This is a genomic window from Opitutaceae bacterium TAV5 (genome assembly GCA_000242935.3).
Taxonomy (GTDB): Bacteria; Verrucomicrobiota; Verrucomicrobiia; order Opitutales; family Opitutaceae; genus Geminisphaera.
Genome location: CP007053.1, coordinates 6,276,105 through 6,294,261, shown reverse-complemented (window position 1 = coordinate 6,294,261; position 18,157 = coordinate 6,276,105). Strand labels below are relative to the sequence as shown.

16 protein-coding genes are annotated in these 18,157 nt (G+C 64.8%); 7 read left to right on the top strand and 9 right to left on the bottom strand.

Annotated features, from left to right (window positions below; all coding sequences use genetic code 11):
- Positions 1–51: 51 nt before the first annotated feature.
- The 9 genes from OPIT5_26610 to OPIT5_26570 form a co-directional block, all read right to left on the bottom strand.
- Positions 52–1,134 (bottom strand): nitrate ABC transporter substrate-binding protein, encoded by a 1,083-nt coding sequence (locus OPIT5_26610; GenBank protein AHF93259.1) that lies wholly within the window; start codon positions 1,132–1,134, stop codon positions 52–54.
- Positions 1,135–1,173: 39 nt separating this feature from the next.
- Positions 1,174–2,271: a nitrate ABC transporter substrate-binding protein gene (locus OPIT5_26605; GenBank protein ID AHF93258.1), complete on the bottom strand. Its 1,098-nt coding sequence runs from the start codon at positions 2,269–2,271 to the stop codon at positions 1,174–1,176.
- Between the two features lie 34 nt (positions 2,272–2,305).
- A complete protein-coding gene (locus tag OPIT5_26600) occupies positions 2,306–3,439 on the bottom strand; it encodes a nitrate ABC transporter substrate-binding protein (GenBank protein ID AHF93257.1) in 1,134 nt (377 codons plus the stop codon).
- Between the two features lie 38 nt (positions 3,440–3,477).
- Entirely contained in the window at positions 3,478–4,566 is a 1,089-nt protein-coding gene (locus OPIT5_26595; GenBank protein AHF93256.1) for a nitrate ABC transporter substrate-binding protein, read from the bottom strand.
- Positions 4,567–4,618: 52 nt separating this feature from the next.
- Positions 4,619–5,689: a nitrate ABC transporter substrate-binding protein gene (locus OPIT5_26590; GenBank protein ID AHF93255.1), complete on the bottom strand. Its 1,071-nt coding sequence runs from the start codon at positions 5,687–5,689 to the stop codon at positions 4,619–4,621.
- 47 nt (positions 5,690–5,736) lie between these two features.
- Positions 5,737–6,831 (bottom strand): nitrate ABC transporter substrate-binding protein, encoded by a 1,095-nt coding sequence (locus OPIT5_26585; protein ID AHF93254.1) that lies wholly within the window; start codon positions 6,829–6,831, stop codon positions 5,737–5,739.
- A 67-nt stretch (positions 6,832–6,898) separates the two neighbouring features.
- The gene (locus tag OPIT5_26580; GenBank protein AHF93253.1) at positions 6,899–7,804 is read right to left on the bottom strand and encodes an ABC transporter permease; all 906 of its coding nucleotides are present in this window, start codon (positions 7,802–7,804) and stop codon (positions 6,899–6,901) included.
- A gap of 151 nt (positions 7,805–7,955) precedes the next feature.
- Positions 7,956–9,035 carry a nitrate ABC transporter substrate-binding protein gene (locus OPIT5_26575; protein ID AHF93252.1) on the bottom strand — a complete coding sequence of 360 codons (1,080 nt, stop codon included), beginning with the start codon at positions 9,033–9,035 and terminating at the stop codon, positions 7,956–7,958.
- Positions 9,036–9,086: 51 nt separating this feature from the next.
- Positions 9,087–10,544: a porin gene (locus tag OPIT5_26570; protein ID AHF93251.1), complete on the bottom strand. Its 1,458-nt coding sequence runs from the start codon at positions 10,542–10,544 to the stop codon at positions 9,087–9,089.
- A 692-nt stretch (positions 10,545–11,236) separates the two neighbouring features.
- Between OPIT5_26570 and OPIT5_26565 the strand changes: the two genes are divergently transcribed.
- The 7 genes from OPIT5_26565 (at position 11,237) to OPIT5_26535 (ending at position 18,118) form a co-directional block, all read left to right on the top strand.
- Entirely contained in the window at positions 11,237–11,824 is a 588-nt protein-coding gene (locus OPIT5_26565) for a hypothetical protein (GenBank protein AHF93250.1), read from the top strand.
- A 46-nt stretch (positions 11,825–11,870) separates the two neighbouring features.
- Entirely contained in the window at positions 11,871–12,458 is a 588-nt protein-coding gene (locus tag OPIT5_26560; GenBank protein AHF93249.1) for a hypothetical protein, read from the top strand.
- Entirely contained in the window at positions 12,459–13,109 is a 651-nt protein-coding gene (locus OPIT5_26555) for a hypothetical protein (protein AHF93248.1), read from the top strand. It abuts the gene before it with no gap.
- Positions 13,110–13,409: 300 nt separating this feature from the next.
- Positions 13,410–14,759, top strand: coding sequence for a monooxygenase (locus OPIT5_26550; protein AHF93247.1), 1,350 nt, complete (start codon positions 13,410–13,412; stop codon positions 14,757–14,759).
- 62 nt (positions 14,760–14,821) lie between these two features.
- Positions 14,822–16,207, top strand: a complete 1,386-nt coding sequence (locus OPIT5_26545; protein AHF93246.1) for a monooxygenase — start codon at positions 14,822–14,824, stop codon at positions 16,205–16,207.
- Positions 16,200–17,252, top strand: a complete 1,053-nt coding sequence (locus OPIT5_26540) for a hypothetical protein (protein AHF94776.1) — start codon at positions 16,200–16,202, stop codon at positions 17,250–17,252. The genes OPIT5_26545 and OPIT5_26540 overlap by 8 nt, the downstream gene beginning before the upstream one ends.
- Entirely contained in the window at positions 17,249–18,118 is an 870-nt protein-coding gene (locus OPIT5_26535; protein ID AHF93245.1) for a nitroreductase, read from the top strand. The genes OPIT5_26540 and OPIT5_26535 overlap by 4 nt, the downstream gene beginning before the upstream one ends.
- The last annotated feature ends 39 nt before the right edge of the window (positions 18,119–18,157 follow it).

Genomic DNA, 18,157 nt, shown 5'->3' with positions numbered 1-18,157 from the left:
CAGCGGGGCTCCCCTGCCGAGGGTGTGGAGTGGTGATCAGGGAATCGGGAATCAGAGGCTGTTCGCCGCTTCGTTGAGGAAGCGGGCATCGGCCCAGGAGGATACGTCGAAGTCGTTTTTGATGTAGCCGTATTTCAGGAGGAAGTTTTTCTGGAGAGTGATGGCGGCGAGGTTGCGCGCGGAGAGGTTGGGCACGAAGTCGATGTGCCGGATGGCCTGCTCCAGAGAAGCGACCGAGGGATAAAAATTGGTCCGGTGGAGAATTTCCGCGGCAGCGGCGCGGTTGGCGTTGATCCAGCGTCCGGCACGGACGGCGGCGCGAACATAGCCGGTGACGATTTCCGGATGCTTTTGCGCGAGTTCGGTGTTCACGGTCAGCGCCCAGGGGCTGTTGTTGATCTGGAGCGTCCAGTCGGGGTGGCGGCCGAGATCCTCGATGATGGTGAACTCGCCGGTCTCCACCAGCGAGCGGGCGCGGCCGAGGCTGGTGAAGAGAGCATCCACCTGGCCTTCGCGCAGCGCCACGCCTTCGGAGCCGAGGATGCGGCGTTCGGCGGGACGGGTGGCCCAGACATCGGCGGGACGGGCGCCACCGCCCCAGGGGCGGTCGGCGTCATTGATGTCCACCAGTTCGACATCATCGGTGGTGAGGCCGGCGAGTTTGAGCGCGAGAAGGATGCCGTGATGGCTGGTGGCGCGCCACCAGTCGACCTTGCCGGCGTGTTCGCTTTTGTAGAGGGCAATGCGGCGGCCGGCGAGGTCGGCGGCGCGATGAATGCCGGAACCGGCGCGGACGACGATCTGGCCGCCATGCGGCGCCCAGGTGAGGCCGACGAGCGTGGTGTCGGTGTTGTCGGCCTTGGCCCAGATGGAGGGAATGTTGCCGCCATCGCGGAAGAGGTTGTCGTGCCGGTGACTGAAGTGGGGAAGGTAGTGGGCGTCGTCGGAGCCGGTGAACAGGTAGTTCAGTTTGCCGCCGGCTTTTTTGACTTCCTCTTCGATCCACCCGAGTTCGAGCGCAACGTTGGAGGCGACGAAGACGGGGCAGATGGTGTAGTGGATATCGATCGCGACAGGTGTTTGGGTCGCGACGGGAGCGGTGGTGACGGTGGTCGGAAGGGTGGCGGTGGACATAGGTGTTTTGTTTGGAGTTTAGTGTTTAGAGTTTGGAGTTCAGGCGGAGAGGGAGCGGCGGGCTTGTTCGAGGAATTCGGGAGCGGCCCACTGTTTCACGTCGAAGTCTCGGCTGATGTAGCCGTGCGAGAGCAGGAACTGTTTTTCGATTTCAATGCCGGCGAGGTTTTTGGCCGAGAGGTCAGGAACGAAGTCGGGGAGCGTGGCGACGTAGGCGCGGACTTCGTCGATGTCCAAGCCGAAGGCGACGCGCTGGAGAATGTCGGCGGCGGCGGCGCGGTTGGCGTTGACCCAGCGGCCGGCGCGGATGGCAGCGCGGAGGTAGGCGACGACGACTTCCGGGTGCTCTTTCGAGAACGCGGTGTTGACGGTGATCGTCCACGGGCTGTTGGCGACGCCGAGCGTCCAGTCGGGATGGCGGTCGAGATCTTCGATGACCTTGAACGTGCCCGTGGCCTCGAGCCGGCGGGAACGGCCCGGCCAGGAATAGATGGCATCGACGCGGCCTTCGGCGAGGGCGTTGACCTCGACTTCGGCAAAGCTCGGGACGTCGTCCTTGAAAATTTCGGAGGGCTTGCCGCCGCGGCGGAAGGTGTCGTCGTCGTGATCGAGATCGAGAATCTCGACGTCCTTGCGGGCAAGGCCGTGCAGGGCGAGGGCGAGCTCGATGGCACGCTCGCCAGTGCCGCGCCAGAAGTCGACCTTGCCGGCATTGAGGCTGCGATAGAGGCCGAACTTGCGTCCGCGCAGACCGGCCACGGTGTGGACGCCGGAATCGGCGCGCACCAGAATATGGCCGGCGCTGCGGGCGGCGGCAGTCAGGCCGATGAGCCGGGTGTCGGTGTGGTCGGCCTTGGCCCAGATGGCGGGGATGTTGCCGCCATCGCGGAAAAAGTTGTCGAGCTTGTGACTGAAGTGCGGGAGGAAGCCGACGGACTCGGGCAGGGCGCCGAGGTAGTTGAGGTTGCCGCCGACCTTGCGGATTTCCTCCTCGAGCCAGCCGAGTTCGACGGCGACGTTGGAGGCGACGAGCACCGGGCAAATGGTGTAGTTGGCCTGGATGACGGGAGCGGCGTCGGCGGATTGCGCGGGCGCGGCGGTGGCGGCGGCAGGAGTCGGGAGCGTGGCGGTGGACATGGGTGTCTGGAGTTTAGTGTTTAGAGTTTAGAGTTCAGGCGGGAAGGCTGCGGTGGGCCTGGGCGAGGAGGTCGGGCGCAGCCCATTCCTTCACGCTGAAGTCGCGCTTGATGTAACCGTGCGAGAGGAGGAACTGTTTTTTGATTTCGGCGGCGGCGAGATTCTGTGCGGAAAGATTCGGTACGAAATCGACCGGCGTGATCTCGCGCAGTGTGTCGGCGGGCGTCGGCGGATAGGTGACGCGATGGAGGATGTCGGCGGCGGCGGCGCGATGGGCGTTGATCCAGCGGCCGGCGCGGATGGCGGCGCGGAGATACGCGACGACGATTTCCGGATGGTTTTTGACGAGGTCGGTGTTGACCGTCAGCGCCCACGGGCTGTTGGAGACTTGCAGCGTCCAGTCCGGATGGCGGCCGAGGTCCTCGATCGCGGTGAAAAGGCCGGTGCGTTGCAGGGCGATGGCGCGGCCGAAGTTGGTGAACACGGCATCGACCTGGCCGTCCTGGAGAGCCTGCACTTCGGGGACGAAGCCGGGGATCGTCCTTTCGCGGAGGCGAGCCCACGCGTCGGCGGGTTTGGCGCCGGTGAGAAAACCGCCGACCTGGGGATGCCCGGCGCCGCGACCGGAGAAGTGACTGTCGTCGTGCTCGACATCGACGATCCGGACATCGTCGCGGCCGAGGCCGTGGAGGGCGAGGGCGAGCTCGATGCCGCGTTCGGAGGTGGCGCGCCACCAGTCGATCTTGCCCGGATTGGTGATGCGGGAGAGTCCGATCTTGCGACCGCGCAGGTCGGCCACGCGGCGGATGCCGGAGTCGGCCCGGACGAGAATCTGGCCGCCGCCATGAGGCGCGGCGGTCAGGGCGAGGAGCGTGGTGTCGGTGTTGTCGGCCTTGGCCCAGATGGAAGGGACGATGCCGCCGTCGCGGAAAAGATTGTCATGGCGATGACTGAAATGGGCGTGGAGGCCGTTGTCGGGCTTGGCGCGCAGGAAACCGGGCGAACCTCCGGCCTTGCGGATTTCTTCCTCCAGCCAGCCGAGTTCGAGGGCGACATGAGAGGCCACGTAAATCGGGCAGATGGTGTAGGTGATTTCAACCGCCGGAGACGCGGCGGTTTTTGTCTGGCCGGACTTTGCGGCCGGGATGTCGGAGAGAGTGGCACTCATGTTTTTGGCGGAGAGAGGGAGTTTGCGGATAGGCGGGTTCAGAGGGAGCGGTGTGCCTCGGCGAGGAGGTCGTGGGCGGCCCAGGCGTTGACGTCGAAGTCGCGCTTGATGTAGCCGTGGGTGAGCAGGAATTCCTTTTCGATCCCGATGCCGGCGAGGTTGCGCGGAGAGAGATTGTGGACGAAGTCGACGTGGCGGATGGCCCGGGCGGTGTCCTCGACGGTCGGGTAGTAGGTGACGCGATGGAGGATCGTGGCGGCGGCTTCGCGATTGGCGTTGACCCAGCGGCCGGCGCGGAGCGAGGCGCGCAGGAAGGCGACGACGATTTCGGGATGGCTGTCGGCGAGGTCGGCGTTGACCGTCAGGGCCCAGGGGCTGTTGGCGATTTGCAGCGTCCAGTCGGGATGGTTTTCAAGGTCCTCGATGCTCTTGAACTCGCCGGTGCGTTCGAGCGCGAGGGCGCGTCCGTAGCTGCTGTAAACGGCGTCGACCTTGCCGTCGCGGAGCGCCTGCACCTCGGGTGTGAAATAGAGGTCGTCGCGGCGGCGATGGGTCCAGAGGTCGGCGGGTTTGGAGGCATTGCCGAGGCCGATGTTGTCGGGGTTCCCGATGTCAACGATCTCGACGTCCTTGCGGGTGAGGCCGGCAAGGCCGAGGGCGACTTCGATGGAACGCTCGCCGGTGCCGCGCCACCAATCGACTTTGTCGGCGTTGAGGCTCTTGCTGAGGCCGAACTTGCGGCCGCGCAGCCCGGCCACGCGATAGATGCCGGAATCGGCGCGGGTGAGGATGCGTCCGCCGGCGGGCGACCAGGTGAGGCCGATGAGGCGGGTGCGCACGTTGTCGGCGTGGGCCCAGATAGACGGGATGTTGCCGCCGTCGCGGAAGAGGTTGTCGAGTTTGTGGCTGAAGTGCGGGAGCCAGCCGATCTCGGGCGAGAGCGAGCGGAGATACTTGAGGCTGGCGCCGGCCTTGCGGAGCTCCTCGTCGAGCCAGCCGAGCTCGACGGCGACGTGCGAGGCGACGAAGACCGGGCAGATGGTGTAAACGACCTCGGTGAGCGAGGCGGAGGACGCGGTTTGCGTTTGGGCGGAGGCGGCGGGAGCCGGGAGCGTGGTGGTGGACATAGGTGTGGAAGTTTGTAGTTGGGAGTTGGTGGCAGCGGAGGAGGGCGCCGGGTCAGAGGGTGCGGAGGGCTTCGGCGAGGTAGTCGGGCGCGGCCCAGGTTTTTACGTCGAGGGCGTTTTGGATGTAGCCGCGGGCGTGGAGGAAATCGGTCTCGATCTGGAGGCCGGCGAGGTTTTGTGCGGAAAGATCGGGTACGAGGTCGTAATGCGGCAGCGCCGCGGCGATGGAGGCGGCGTCGGGATAGACGGTGACGCGGCGGAAGAGCTCGGCGGCGGCATCGGGATGGGCGTTGATCCAGCGGCCGGCGCGGATGCTGGCACGCAGGAAGGCGACAACGACTTCCGGGTGCTGGTCGGCAAACTCTGCGCTGACCGAGATCGTGCGCGGGGAGTTGGCGATCCTGAGCGTCCAGTCGGGATGGCGGTCGAGGTCCTCGATGACCTTGAACTCGCCGGTCTGCTCGAGCGCGCGGGCTCCGCCGACGGAATAATCGAAGAGGGCGTCGACGCGGCCTTCCTTCAGCGCGATGGCTTCGAGGGTCCAGCCATTGCGGGGATACCGGGCCCAGAGCTCGGCGGGACGTTGCGCTGGCAGGCCGGGGCGGTCGTCGTCATCGTCGATGTCGACGATCTCGATGTCGGCGCGGGTGAGGCCGTGGACGGTGAGCGTTTTTTCGATGCCGTGTTCGGAGGTGGCGCGGCGGTGGTCGATCTTGTCGTCGTTGAGGCTCCGATACAGGGCGAAGCGGCGGCCCTTCAGGTCGGCGACGCGGTAAACGGGGGCGTCGGCGCGGACGAGAATCTTGCCCGCCGGCTGGGCCTGGGTGAGCCCGAGGAGGCGGGTGTCGCGCAGATCGGCGCGGGCGTGGATGGCGGGGCTGTTGCCGCCGTCACGGAAAAGACTGGGTGAATCGTGATTGAAGTGCGCCTCCCAGCTTCCGCTGCTGGGCAGGGAGCGCAGGTAAATGGCGCGGGCGCCGGCGCGGGCAAACTCCTCGTCGAGCCACCCGAGCTCGACGGCGATGTTGGACGCGACAAGGACCGGGCAGAGGGTGTAGATCGCCGCGACCGGAGTGGATGCGGTGGCCGTGGAGTGGAGGGGGGCGGACGGGGAGGTGCTCATGCGGAGTGGTGGTGGTGATGGGCGGAGGCCGGGAACGCGGATGTGATTCAGAGGCTGCGCCAGGCTTCGGCGAGGAGGTCGGGCGCGGCCCATTGCTTCACGTCGAAGTCGCGCTTCACGTAGCCGTGCGAGAGCAGGAAATCTTTCTCGATGGTGATGCCCGCGATGTTTTGCGGGGAAAGGTTGGGAACGAGGTCGATCGATTCGATCGCGCGGGCGGTGTCCTCGACGGTCGGCTGCAGCGAGAACGGATGGAGAAGCGCAGCGGCGGCTTCATGGTGGGCGTTGGCCCATCGTCCGGCGCGGATGACGGCGCGCAGGTAGGCGACGGCCACCCCGGGTTTCTTGTCAACGAGATCCTGGTCGACGGTGATGGCCCAAGGGCTGTTGGCGACGCCGAGCGTCCAGTCGGGATGACGGCCGAGGTCCTCGATGACCTTGAACTCGCCGGTGCGCACGAGGGCGGCGGAGCGGTTGGCATGGCTGTAGAGGGCGTCGATACGGCCTTCGCGCAGCGCGGCGATGTCGTCGCCTTCGAGGTACTGGTTCTTCACCTGATTGCGAATCCAGATTTCGGAAGGCTTGACGCCATGGCCGTGGGAGCGGTCGTCGGCATAGGGAAGATCGACGATCTCAACGTCCTTGCGGGTGAGGCCGTGGAGCGCGAGCGAGACCTCGATGCCGCGCTCGGCAGTGCCGCGGGCAAAGTCGACCTTGGCGGCATTCAGGCTTCGGGTGAGGCCGAACTTGCGGCCGCGCAGGTCGGCGACGCGGTGGATGCCGGAGTTGGCGAGGACGAGAATCTGTCCGCCGGAAGGCGCGGCGGTGAGGCCGAGGAGACGGGTGGGGCGATGGTCGGCGTGCGCCCAGATGGAGGGAATGTTGCCGCCGTCACGGAAGAGATGCCCGTCGAACTTGTGGCTGAAGTGTGGCAGCCAGCCGGCGTCACCGGGAATGGCACGCAGGTACTTGAGGTTGGCCCCGGCCTTGCGGAACTCCTCGTCGAGCCAGCCGAGCTCGAGCGCGATGTGCGAGGCGACGAAGGTCGGGCAGATGGTGTAATAGACGTCGAGAAGGGCGGACTTGCCGGCGGGCGAAGTCGTGGCGGTGCTGGCAGGTGTGGTGGTGGCGATGGTGCTCATGGAGGAAGAAGTCTGAAATCTGAAGCGGGCTGTCAGGGAGTGGTGTTATGGAAATGGATACGGGGCGTCATCCGACATAACCCTGTTTCCAGCGGAGGAGGCGGCGTTCGATGCGGCGGAGAATCAGGTCGAGCCCGAGGCCGAAGGCGGCGATGACGAAGATGGCGACGAACATCTGGTCCGTGAAGAGGAGGTCCTGGGCGCGCTGGATCAGATAGCCGAGGCCTTCGTGACCGGAGAGCATTTCGGCGGCGATGATCATTGCCCACGAGAGGCCGGCGGCAAAGCGCACGCCGACGAGGATCGAGGGCAGGGCGCCCGGGACGATGATCTTGCGGACAAATTGCCAGCGGGTGAGCCTGAAGACATGGCCGACCTCGACGTATTCCTTCTGTACGGAGCGGATGCCTTGCACGGTGTTGAGAAAGACCGGGAAAAACACGGTCTTCGAGATGACGATGACCTTGCCGAGATCGCCGACGCCCGCCCAGAGAATGATGAGCGGCAGGATGGCGAGCGGCGGCACGGAGCGGAGGGCATCGAGCGTCGGTCCGAAGAAACGCTCGACGTGGCGCGAAAGACCGGCCCAGGCGCCGAGCACGAGGCCGATGCTTGAGCCCCAGGCAAACCCCTGGATGACGATGGTGATGCTGGTGATAAAATCGTTGAAGAGAATGCCGTCCGCGAAAAGATCCCGGGCGGTGTTGAAGACGCGTACGGGCGAGGGCAGCATGATCGGCGGCACCCAGACGTTGGTCGTGGCGAGCTGCCAGGCGGCAAGGATGACGATCGGGAGAATGACCGGAAGCACATAGCCCGGTTTGATCCGCGCGTACCGCTTGCGGCTTCCGGCTGCGGTGGTGACGGTGGAGGCGCCGCGCGTCCGGGGCGCCACGCCGGAGGCTTCGGGATGAGCGGAAGGAACGGCGGCGCCCGAGGTGGCGGCGGTAGTTGCGGCAGTGACGGAATTCATGAAAATGCGGATACGGATTGCGGAATCGGAGCTGCGGACGAAAACGGGTGAGGCGTGGACAGAGTTGAAACAAACGGCAGGAAAAACCGCATGGACGGCGCTGGACGACCGTCCATGCGGTGGCGCCTGGAGAAACGGATACGATGGCGGATCAGTTGTAGATGGAGAATTCGCCTCCTTTGAAAAACCGTTTGTCGACGAAGGCTTCGATCTGGGCGTCGGAGAGAGACTGTTTGGCGAGGATATCGTCGTCGTTTTCCTTATACCATTTCTGGAACGACTTGATGCTGGCGACGGCCGTCTCGTAGCTGGGTTCACCGGCCATGAAGTCGAATGCGGAGGCGTCGGTGATCATGAACTTGGCGACGTAGCGAGGCACACGGGTCTCGCGGGCGATGATGGATGCGGCCTCGTCGGGATTCTCGACGATCCACTTGGTGGTTCGGGCGCGGACGTCGAGGAAAGCTTTGACGAGCTCGGGATATTCGTTCGCGAACCTGGTGAGTGCGAAGAAGGCCGGGCGGCCTGCGCCCTTGACGTATTCTCCATCCGCCGGACTGCGTCCGATGACCTTGATGACACCCTGGGTGACGAGATTGGCCCAGCCGCCGAGCGCGATATGCGTGGCAGTGAAGTCGATCTTGCCGCCGAGAAGCGCCGAGGTCAGGCCGGTGGAGCTGGAAATGGTCGTGAAACGCACTTCACCCCGCTTGACGGGAGTGTCGAGCGGCAGGCCATTGTCGCGGAGCGCTTCGTAGGGAGAACTCCAGCCGCAACCGACGCGGCTTCCTCCGAAGTTTTTGCCTTTCAGGTCGGCGATGCTCTCGAGCGGCGATTCGCGCAGTGCGATGAGAGGCGTGCGGTAGATGTCGGACTGCTCGGATTGCCAGATGATGAGGGCATCGAGTCCGTTGGATTTGTGGATGAGCGCCGGGTAGGACATGCGGGAGGCGAAGTGCAGGTCGCCGCGGGCGAGCAGGGCGGCTTCCTGTCCGGCGACCGCCGCGGTTCCCTGGTCGAGCAGGGAGACGCGGGTGCCGTACTTGGCGTACTCTTGCTGAAGCCAGCCTTTCTTGGCGGCGATGGACGTCCACGAGTTGAGCGGGATGTTGATGACATCCAGTTTCTTCGGAGCGGCGGAGGCGGTGGTGGTGGCGACGAGGGAGGCGAGGGCGGTCATAGCGGCCAGCGTGGCCGCGGTCCTGGTGCGGATATGGTATTTGTTTTTCATGATGTCAGGTTTTCCCGGTTGCAGGAAAAAGCGGATGGCGAGGGAGGAGGGTCAGAAGTTGAAAACGAGCTGGGTCAGCAACTGGTTGTCGTCCCAGGCGGTGGTGTCGTCTTTCACGAAGTTGTAGTTCACCTGGAGCTTGATCACGCGCTCGGTCTTGGTGGTCTCGTAAGTGCGGCGGACAACGGGATCGACCTGCCACCAGTAGTAGTTGAAGCCGACAGTGTAAGTCTCGCGCAGGCCGTTGTCGGAGCGGTCCTTGTTTTGCCGGAAGCGGTCGTAGCGGAAGAGCGGCTCGAAGTCGGGAAGCTTGCCGGGGCGGTAGAAGACGGTGAAGACGAAGTCGTCCTTGTCCACGGCCGGGCCGAAGCCCGGGCCGCGTTGGTCCCAGCCTTCGCCCCAGACGTATTCGGCGGTGACGAGGAAGGGGAGCTTGAGCCACTCGGCGTGAATGCTGTTGAGCTTGTTGCTGATACGACCGGAGCCGCTGCCGGAATCCCACTGGATATAGGAGTAGCCGAACTTCAGGCCCTGGAAGAAGGTGTTGTATTTGGTGAAGGGGGCGTAGACGAGTTTGCCGAGGAAGGCCTTGTCGTCGTTGTCCTCGGCGCCGGTGCCGTTGCCGTTGAAGCCGCCCAGCGTGTAGGCGATCGTGGGGACGTTTTCGAGACCGGCGGGGGCGGAGGCGTCGTAATTCCAGTTGAAGCCGCCGGTGGCGGTCAGGCCGATGTCGCGAGTGCGGAATTCTCCCAGATAACCGGCCGTATTGATGGTGGGGCGGGTTTCTTCGTTGCCGGTGTTGTCGTTACCGAAGAGGACGGCCTGCTGGCCGAGTGTGAAACCGAGAGTCCAGGCGGGCTCGAGCTCGCCCTTGCCGAGGGTTTTCACATTCCACTGCACCCAGGCATCGTTCACGCTGCCGCTGGCACCGGTGCCATAGTTGAAGGAAAGCGAGTAGTTGACGTCACCCTCGTCAACCGGATCCGAGCGGAGGCTGCCGCTGAAACCGAGGGTGGCCGAGGGAATCGTGAGACCGCGGGAAGTATTGGGATTCTCGTCGTCCGTGTAGCGGACGATCGCGCTGCCGTTGACAACGACGCCGACGCCGTTGCGGACGCGCAGCCGGCGGTCGAGCTGGTCGCCGATCTGTTCGCGGACCGATTCGAGATCTTCGGCGGTCGCGGTGCTGACGCCGCTGGTGGCAAACGTGTCGCGCCGCACGCCGTCCAGCGAGGTGGAGGACGGGTCGATGCCCGGCGTGCGGGAGGAGGAGGACGGACTCCGGACCGGGGTGGTGTCGGCCACGGCGGCCTCGCGGGAGGAGTCGAGGAATTTTTTCCTCTCGGCGCGGTCGGCCTCCAGCTGCGCCTGCAACTGGCGGACGGTCTCCTGCAGATCGTTGATCTGCTTCTGGAGGGCGGCTTCGTCGGCGCGGGCGGGAGCCACGGGGCCGAACGTCGTGGCCGCGGCGAGGAGGGCGGCGGTGGTGAGCTTGCGGTATCTGTTCATTAATGTGTAGTTGATGTGGATGCCGCCCCCCCCCGCGGCCGGGATGGCGAGAGCGGGAGCAGCGGACGGACGGAGGGAGCCGCGGATTGCCCGGAAGCGCCGGGTAAGAACGCGGGATGCGGGAGAGCGGCCGGAAACGGCCGGGCTCCGCGCGTTTCGTCGGGAGCAAACTTCAACAACAGCCCCGCTTGAAGTGGTGGTAGCGGCGGTGGCGGTTACTGGAGAATCCTGGCATGGATCGCAACGGCGATACGGATACGGCCGGCACACGATCGATGTGCGGATTCAATCCGGGAAAGCCGCTCCCTTGGTCGGGACGCGAACTGTGCCGGAAACTCTCCGTCTGTACGCTGGCACGCCTGTGTGGTGCGCGGGCGGCGGGCAGTCGGAAAAAATGAAAAAAGGCGAACATGGAAGGTCGTGGCAGAAACGCCTCCAGTTGCCTGGTCGGTGTAGAGCGGCTCTCGTCGAGCCCGGTTTTATTTCAGATCACCTTGGTATGATTATTGAATTGGTAAAGCAAGAATAAATTAAAAAATTCGGGTATAAGAATTTCTGATTCAGTTTTTTTATAAAATGATATTTTAATTAACTATCTTTGAATAAACAAGTAACAAAACAATACTAAAAAAGTATTAATTAATCGTGATCTGTCTTGACTCCATGCATTGCTCGTTTACCTGACTTTTTACATGAAGAAACTGTTTTCAGGGGGCCACCTGATTTTTGGAACGGCCGCATCGGTCTCCTGCCTGGCCACCGCTCTCTTCGTCCCCCGCTCTGCCGCGCAGCCCGCTCCGGTGCCGGGAACCCCGTCCGCGGGGCCGGTGGCGGGGGAAGTGACCGGAATAAAAAACGACCCCGATGGCGTTGCGACGACGCTGGCGTTCGAGATCCTTGACGTCACGGATGCGCGAGGCGGGCTGAAAACCGAGTTCGACAGCACGGTCGATGATCTGGCGGCGAAGCTGAAAGCCAGCGGATTCCCGAGCGAGGGCATCGAGGCGGTGCGGACGGCGCTCGAAAAATGGTTCGAGCGCGAAATCCGCTGGGAGGAGATCCGGCCGCGTCTCGCACAGGCTTACGTCCGCGTCTTTTCGGCCGGAGAACTCGAGGAACTGCTCGCCTTTTATCGCACGCCCGCCGGCAGGAAGGCGGCGGCGCGCCTGCCTGATCTGTTTCTGGAGGCGGTGACCATCCGCCAGGAATACGCGGCGAGCAAGCAGGAGATTCTCAACCGGGAAGTCGGTCTCGTCCTCAACAAATACAAGGCGCGCTGAACCGGTATTCATTTTTCTGTTACGCATTGTTTCTTTTCCTCCGTCCATGTCCAATTCCGGAAATCCCGCCATCCCGTCAGGCTCCCTGCCGCAGAAGCTGCCTTCCACGCTGGGCCGGCGCATCCGGAACTATGCACTGGCCGCGTCCGGTCTGTTCCTCGTCATCCAGTTTGCCCGTCCTGAAAAAAACATTACGCCGCCCGGCGCCGCCGGCGGACCCGATCCGCTGGGCGCTCTCGGCGTGCCGGAGGATATTCAAACGGTCCTGAAAAACAGCTGTTTCGACTGCCATTCCCGCACGACCCGCTATCCGTGGTATGCGGAGGTGCAGCCGGTCGGCTGGTACATCAACACTCACGTGCGCGGCGGCCTGCGCCGGCTCGACTTCAACGCCATGCCCGAATATTCCAGCGAACGCCTTTCCCGGCGCTGGGATTCGGTCAGCGAGGCCATCGCCTTCGGCAGCATGCCGCTGCCCGCGTATCTGCGATTGCATGGCGACGCCCGACTGACGGCGGAGGAGGTGACACGGCTTGCCACCTGGGCTTCGGAGGAAGCCGCCCGTCTTCGCCAAAAAGCCCGGACCGAGCGCGAGGCGGACGGAGCCGCCCTGGCGCCGCCTCCTCCGCACTGAATGCTCTGTCCACCCGTTTCCAACCCGCCATCCACCTGTTCTGTAACTTCTGTCACCATGCTGTCCTCTTCCGTTCTTGTCCGCCTGCTTTCCATCCCGGTTCGACCGGCATTTCATGCAAGGTCCCTGCCGGTCCTGCTGCTGGCCGTCGCGATGTCGGCCTTCTCCGTTTCCGGCTGCTCGAAAAAACCGGGCGACCCTGCCGTGATTGCCGCCGCCAAGGAGGCGGCCCGGGAGCGCGGCGCGGTGCTCTTCTCGCCCGAAGGCAGCGTCTATCACATCGAACTCTCGGTGGACCGCGACGAGGGCATCCTCACCTTGCGGACACTCGACACCGACGGCGCTTCCGCTCTGGAAACGTCGGCCGAAGGGTTCGAGTTCCGCGTCACGGCGGACGGCCGGGAACGGTTTCTCATCCTCGCACCGGTCGCCAACGTCGCCACCGGAGAGTTTGCCGGCGGCACTTCCCGCTACGAAGGCAACGCTCCCTGGCTGAAAACACCGGGGGAGCTCGGTGTCGTCATCGAGTCCATCACCTTGCGCGGCCGCAAGCACGAGGGGGTGACGGCGACGATCCCCGCCGCCGCATCCGCTGGTCCCGATGCGGCGGCCTTGCCTTCACCGACATCTTCCGCGACGGCCGCCAACTGATCGCGCCCGCCGCCATTTTCATTTCGACAGTCTGCACCGGCCGGCCCTCATGCCGGCCTTCCGCGAGCGGATTCTCACGCCACCCGGTTTTCGGGAGCTTCCGCGGCGCGTTTCATAAAACGTAAAAAACTCACAGCCCACCACACCGGTGGAGGCGCTCCGGACCGGAGAATCCGTATCCGTTTTTATGCAACAGCGTAACGGCGGACGGAGAATGCCGAAGACCCGGAGTCAGGATATCAATGATCCACACCCGCCTCCACACCTATGGGCACTTCATCCTCCGCCAGAAAACCTCAGATCAAGCTCGGCCTCTTCATCTATCCGAACGGCCACCACGTCGCCTCCTGGCGCCATCCCGATGCCACCGCTGACGGGCACCTCAACTTCGAACACTACCGCCGCCTCGTCGAACTCGGCGAACGCGCGAAATTCGACACCGTTTTCCTTGCCGACAGCGCCGGCATTCACGGCCGCGAGACCGATGTCCTCAGCCGCACCGCGCACGGTTTTTCGCAATACGAGCCGATCACGCTGCTTTCCTCGCTGGCGGCCATCACCCGGAACATCGGCCTGGTGGCCACCGCGTCCACGAGTTTCAACGAACCCTACAACCTCGCCCGCAAATTCGCCTCGCTCGATCACCTCAGCGGCGGCCGCGCCGGCTGGAACATCGTCACGTCCTCGAATCTCTTCGAGGCGAAAAACTTCAATCTCGAAGAACATTATGCCCATGCCGACCGCTACGCCCGGGCCGAAGAATTCGTCGATGTCGTGACCGGGCTCTGGGACAGCTGGGACGACGACGCCTTCATCCGCGACAAGACCACCGGACGCAATTTTGATCCGGCAAAACTCCACGTTCTCAACCATCGCGGCGCCCATTACTCCGTGCGCGGTCCGCTCAACGTCGCCCGCCCGCCGCAGGGTTATCCGGTGCTCGTGCAGGCCGGTTCTTCCGACGCCGGCCAGGAACTCGCCGCCCGCACCAGCGAGGTCATCTTCACCGCGCACACCAGTCTGGCCAACGCCCGCGCCTTCTATGCCAGCCTCAAGGGCCGCCTGCACAAATACGGACGCACCCCCGACCAGGTGAAAATCATGCCCGGCGTGCAGGCCTGGATCGGCCGCACGGAGCAGGAAGCCCGCGACAAATACGAGCGGATCACCGCTCTCATCCAGCCCGAGGTCGGCCTTTCGCTCCTCTCCGCGTTGCTCGGCAACTTCGATCTCTCACCGTATCCGGTGGACGGTCCGCTGCCCTTCGACGACCTGCCCTCGACCAACGGCAGCCCGAGCCGCCAGCAGGTGATGATCGACCTTGCGCGGCGCGAAAACCTCACCATCCGCCAGCTCTACGAGGCCATCGCCGGCGCCCGCGGCCACTGGACCGTCATCGGCACACCCGTCCAGGTCGCCGACCAGCTCGAGGAGTGGTTCGTCAAACAGGGGGCGGACGGCTTCAACGTCATGGCTCCGTATCTGCCCGGCGGTCTCGAGGATTTCGCCAACCTCGTCATCCCCGAACTGCAACGCCGCGGCCTCTTTCGCACCGAATACGAAGGCCGCACGCTCCGCGAAAATCTCGGCCTCGCCCGCCCCGTCAGCCGCCATGCCCGCGCCCGGCAAAACACGGCTGTCCTCGCCTGAAAACCGGATACCCGCCCAAGCACGCCAAACCCTGAACACCGAACACCAACCTGACCACACTCATGAGCACTTCCCGCCAACGCCAGATCAAGCTGGGTCTCTTCCTCGCCGGCACCGGCCACCACGTCGCCTCCTGGCGGCACCCTGACGCCGTGAGCGGCGGCGACCTCGATTTCGACTATTACCGCCGTATCGCCCAAAAAGCCGAGCAGGCGCGGTTCGACGCGCTTTTCCTCGCCGACGGCGCCGTCGTCCACGGCTCCGAAGACATCGACACCCTGTCCCTCACCGGACGCGGCGCGGGCTTCGAGCCCCTCACGCTGCTCTCCGCGCTCGCTACCGTGACCGACCGTATCGGTCTGATCGCTACCGCGTCCACGAGCTTCAACGAGCCCTACACGCTCGCCCGCGCCTTCGCCTCGCTCGATCACCTCAGCGGTGGTCGCGCCGGCTGGAACATCGTCACGTCCTCCACCGAAATCCAGGCCCGCAATTTCAACCTCGATCACCACTACGCGCATGCCGACCGCTACGCCCGCGCCGAAGAATTCGTCGATGTTGCCACCGGGCTCTGGGACAGCTGGGAAGACGACGCCTTCATCCGCGACAAGGCCACCGGACGCTTTTTCCATCCGGAGAAACTTCACGTTCTCGACCACCGCGGAAAACATTTTTCCGTGCGCGGCCCGCTCAACATCGCCCGTCCGCCGCAAGGTCACCCGGTGCTCGTGCAGGCCGGTTCCTCCGAAGACGGCCAGGAACTCGGCGCGAAAACCGGCGAAGCCATTTTCACCGCGCACACCACCCTCGCCAACGCCCGCGCCTTCTACGCCAGCCTCAAGGGACGGCTCGCCAAATACGGGCGCACTCCCGACCAGGTGGTCATCATGCCCGGCGTGTTTCCCGTCATCGGACGCACTGAGGAAGAAGCGCGCCAGAAATACGAGGACCTGCAAAAACTCGTCCACCCGCAAGTCGGCCTGAAACAGCTCTCCAGCCTTCTCGGCAACGTCGATCTTTCCGGCTACCCGCTCGACGGACCGTTGCCCGATCTTCCCGGGACCGAAGGACCACAAAGCCGCCAGAAAATCCTCGTCGATCTGGCCCGCCGTGAAAACCTCAGCATCCGCCAGCTTTACCTCCGCATTGCCGGCGCGCGCGGCCACTGGACAATCATCGGCACGCCCGCGCAGATCACCGACCAGCTCGAGGAGTGGTTCGTCAACCAGGCGGCCGACGGCTTCAACGTCATGCCTCCGACGTATCCGGGCGGGCTCGACGACTTCATCGGGCACATCATCCCCGAACTGCGCCGCCGCGGCCTCTTCCGCACCGACTACGAAGGCCGCACGCTCCGCGAAAACCTCGGCCTCGCCCGCCCGGCCAATCGCCACGCGCGCGCTGCCATTGCCAAAAACCAAACATCGAACCCTCCCGTCCATGCCTGAAAAACTCACCGGAATCACCGACTGGCACACGCACGTCATCACGCCGACCGAGATTCGCATCCTCAGCCAGCGCACAAAAACGCCGCGTATCATCACCGATGCCGACGGCGGGCGCGTCATCGCCCGCGCCACCGACGCCACCGGACCCGCCACGCATCCGTTCCCGCTCTGGGACACCGCCACCGACGTCGAGGCCCGGCTCCGCCACCTCGACGAAAATGGCGTGGAGCGGCAGATTCTCTCCTACGCCGTGCCGCTCGGTTACGACGCCGCGCTCACGGCCGACGAGATCAAGCCGCTCTTCCGCGGCATCAACGACGACCTCGCCGCCCTCGTCCGCCGGCATCCGGACCGCTTTTCGGCGCTCGCCGCGCTCCCGACTTCGGATCTCGCCTGGGCCGCGGAGGAACTCGAACGCGTCCATGCCGAACCCGGTTTCCTCGGCGCGGCGCTTCCGCTCAATGCCTTCGCCACCTTGCGCGGCGCACGGACCCTCGCGCCGGTTTTCGAGGTCGCGCAAAAACACCGCAGTCACCTGCTCATCCACCGGGGCGCGGCCAGCCCGGCCATTCCCGGCCAGCCGCCGCTCGTCCTGCCCGAGGACACCGAATGGGCCCGCACCAGCCTGCTCAGCGACAGCCAGCTCGCCGCCGGGGCGATCACCCTCGGCCTGACCGATTTTCTCGACGACTATCCCGACGTCACCGTGCAGATCGTCATGCTCGGCGGCGCGATCCCGTATGTCGCCGAACACATCCGGCAGTGGGGCGCGTTTTCCGGCGTCGCCGGGGACGATCCCGTGAAAAAATTCCGCCGTCTCTATTTCGATCCCGGACCCTACTCGACCACGCCGCGTTCCGTGCGCGCCGCCGTCGATGCCTTCGGCGCCGACCGCATCCTGTTCGGCTCCGACTACGGTCCCATGCCCTCGATCCGGAAAGGCATCGAAACGCTCGACGCCATTCTCACGGAGGAGGAACGCCGCCTCATCTACGTCGAAAACGGCCGCGCCCTCCTCGCCGCCAAGGCCCCGGCTCTCGCATGAGCACCACCGCCCTCGCCCCCGACACCGCCCTCACCGCCGGCGAACGCATCGCCCGCGCGCTCGACGCCCGTTTCGGCACGACGCTCCCGGTCGCGCCCGATCAGCCCGGCGCCGCCGTGCTGGCCGGCTTTCTCGAGCATAACACCCACCGGCGCTACACCGGCGCGCCCGTGAGCGACGAACTCCTGCAACTCCTCTACGCCGCCGCGCTCTCCTCGCCGTCGAAGAGCGATCTCCAGCAGGCCGGCATCCTCCGCGTTGCCGATCCTGCCAAACGCGCCGTCATCGCGGATCTGCTTCCGTCGATGCCGTGGGTGCGCGAGGCTCCGGTTTTCCTCGTCTTCATCGGTGACAACCGCCGCCTTCGCAAGGTTTCCGGACTGCGCGGCCACGCCTTCGCCAACGACCACCTCGACGCATTTTTCAATGCCGCGGTCGACGCCGGCATCGTGCTCGGCGCGTTCATTCACGCCGCCAACGCCGCCGGGCTCGGCACCTGCCCGATCAGCGCCATCCGCAACCACGCCCGCACCGTCAGCGATCTTCTCGGCCTGCCCGAACACGTTTTCCCTGTCGCCGGCCTGACACTCGGCTATCCGTTTTTCGGCGGCCGCATCGTCCCGCGGCTCCCGCTGGAACTCAACGTCCACGACGACCGCTACGACGACGCCGGACTCGCCGGAAAAATCGATGCCTGGGACCGCCACCGCGCCGCCCGTCTTCCGTATCCGGAACAACAGGACACCGGCCGTTTCGGCATCGCCGCCTTCTACGGCTGGTCCGAGGACAAGGCCCGCCAGTACGCCACGCCCGCCCGCGCCGACTTCGGCGCGTATGTCCGCGAACAGGGGTTTGATCTCTCCTGATGCCGGAAGAAACCGTAAATTCTGAAAATGAGCACCGCC

Coding starts and splice junctions, on each gene's coding strand:
- OPIT5_26610 (AHF93259.1), bottom strand. CDS start 1,134: ATGTCCACCGCCACCCTTCCGACCACCGTCACCACCGCTCCCGTCGCG.
- OPIT5_26605 (AHF93258.1), bottom strand. CDS start 2,271: ATGTCCACCGCCACGCTCCCGACTCCTGCCGCCGCCACCGCCGCGCCC.
- OPIT5_26600 (AHF93257.1), bottom strand. CDS start 3,439: ATGAGTGCCACTCTCTCCGACATCCCGGCCGCAAAGTCCGGCCAGACA.
- OPIT5_26595 (AHF93256.1), bottom strand. CDS start 4,566: ATGTCCACCACCACGCTCCCGGCTCCCGCCGCCTCCGCCCAAACGCAA.
- OPIT5_26590 (AHF93255.1), bottom strand. CDS start 5,689: ATGAGCACCTCCCCGTCCGCCCCCCTCCACTCCACGGCCACCGCATCC.
- OPIT5_26585 (AHF93254.1), bottom strand. CDS start 6,831: ATGAGCACCATCGCCACCACCACACCTGCCAGCACCGCCACGACTTCG.
- OPIT5_26580 (AHF93253.1), bottom strand. CDS start 7,804: ATGAATTCCGTCACTGCCGCAACTACCGCCGCCACCTCGGGCGCCGCC.
- OPIT5_26575 (AHF93252.1), bottom strand. CDS start 9,035: ATGAAAAACAAATACCATATCCGCACCAGGACCGCGGCCACGCTGGCC.
- OPIT5_26570 (AHF93251.1), bottom strand. CDS start 10,544: ATGAACAGATACCGCAAGCTCACCACCGCCGCCCTCCTCGCCGCGGCC.
- OPIT5_26565 (AHF93250.1), top strand. CDS start 11,237: ATGAAGAAACTGTTTTCAGGGGGCCACCTGATTTTTGGAACGGCCGCA.
- OPIT5_26560 (AHF93249.1), top strand. CDS start 11,871: ATGTCCAATTCCGGAAATCCCGCCATCCCGTCAGGCTCCCTGCCGCAG.
- OPIT5_26555 (AHF93248.1), top strand. CDS start 12,459: ATGCTCTGTCCACCCGTTTCCAACCCGCCATCCACCTGTTCTGTAACT.
- OPIT5_26545 (AHF93246.1), top strand. CDS start 14,822: ATGAGCACTTCCCGCCAACGCCAGATCAAGCTGGGTCTCTTCCTCGCC.
- OPIT5_26540 (AHF94776.1), top strand. CDS start 16,200: ATGCCTGAAAAACTCACCGGAATCACCGACTGGCACACGCACGTCATC.
- OPIT5_26535 (AHF93245.1), top strand. CDS start 17,249: ATGAGCACCACCGCCCTCGCCCCCGACACCGCCCTCACCGCCGGCGAA.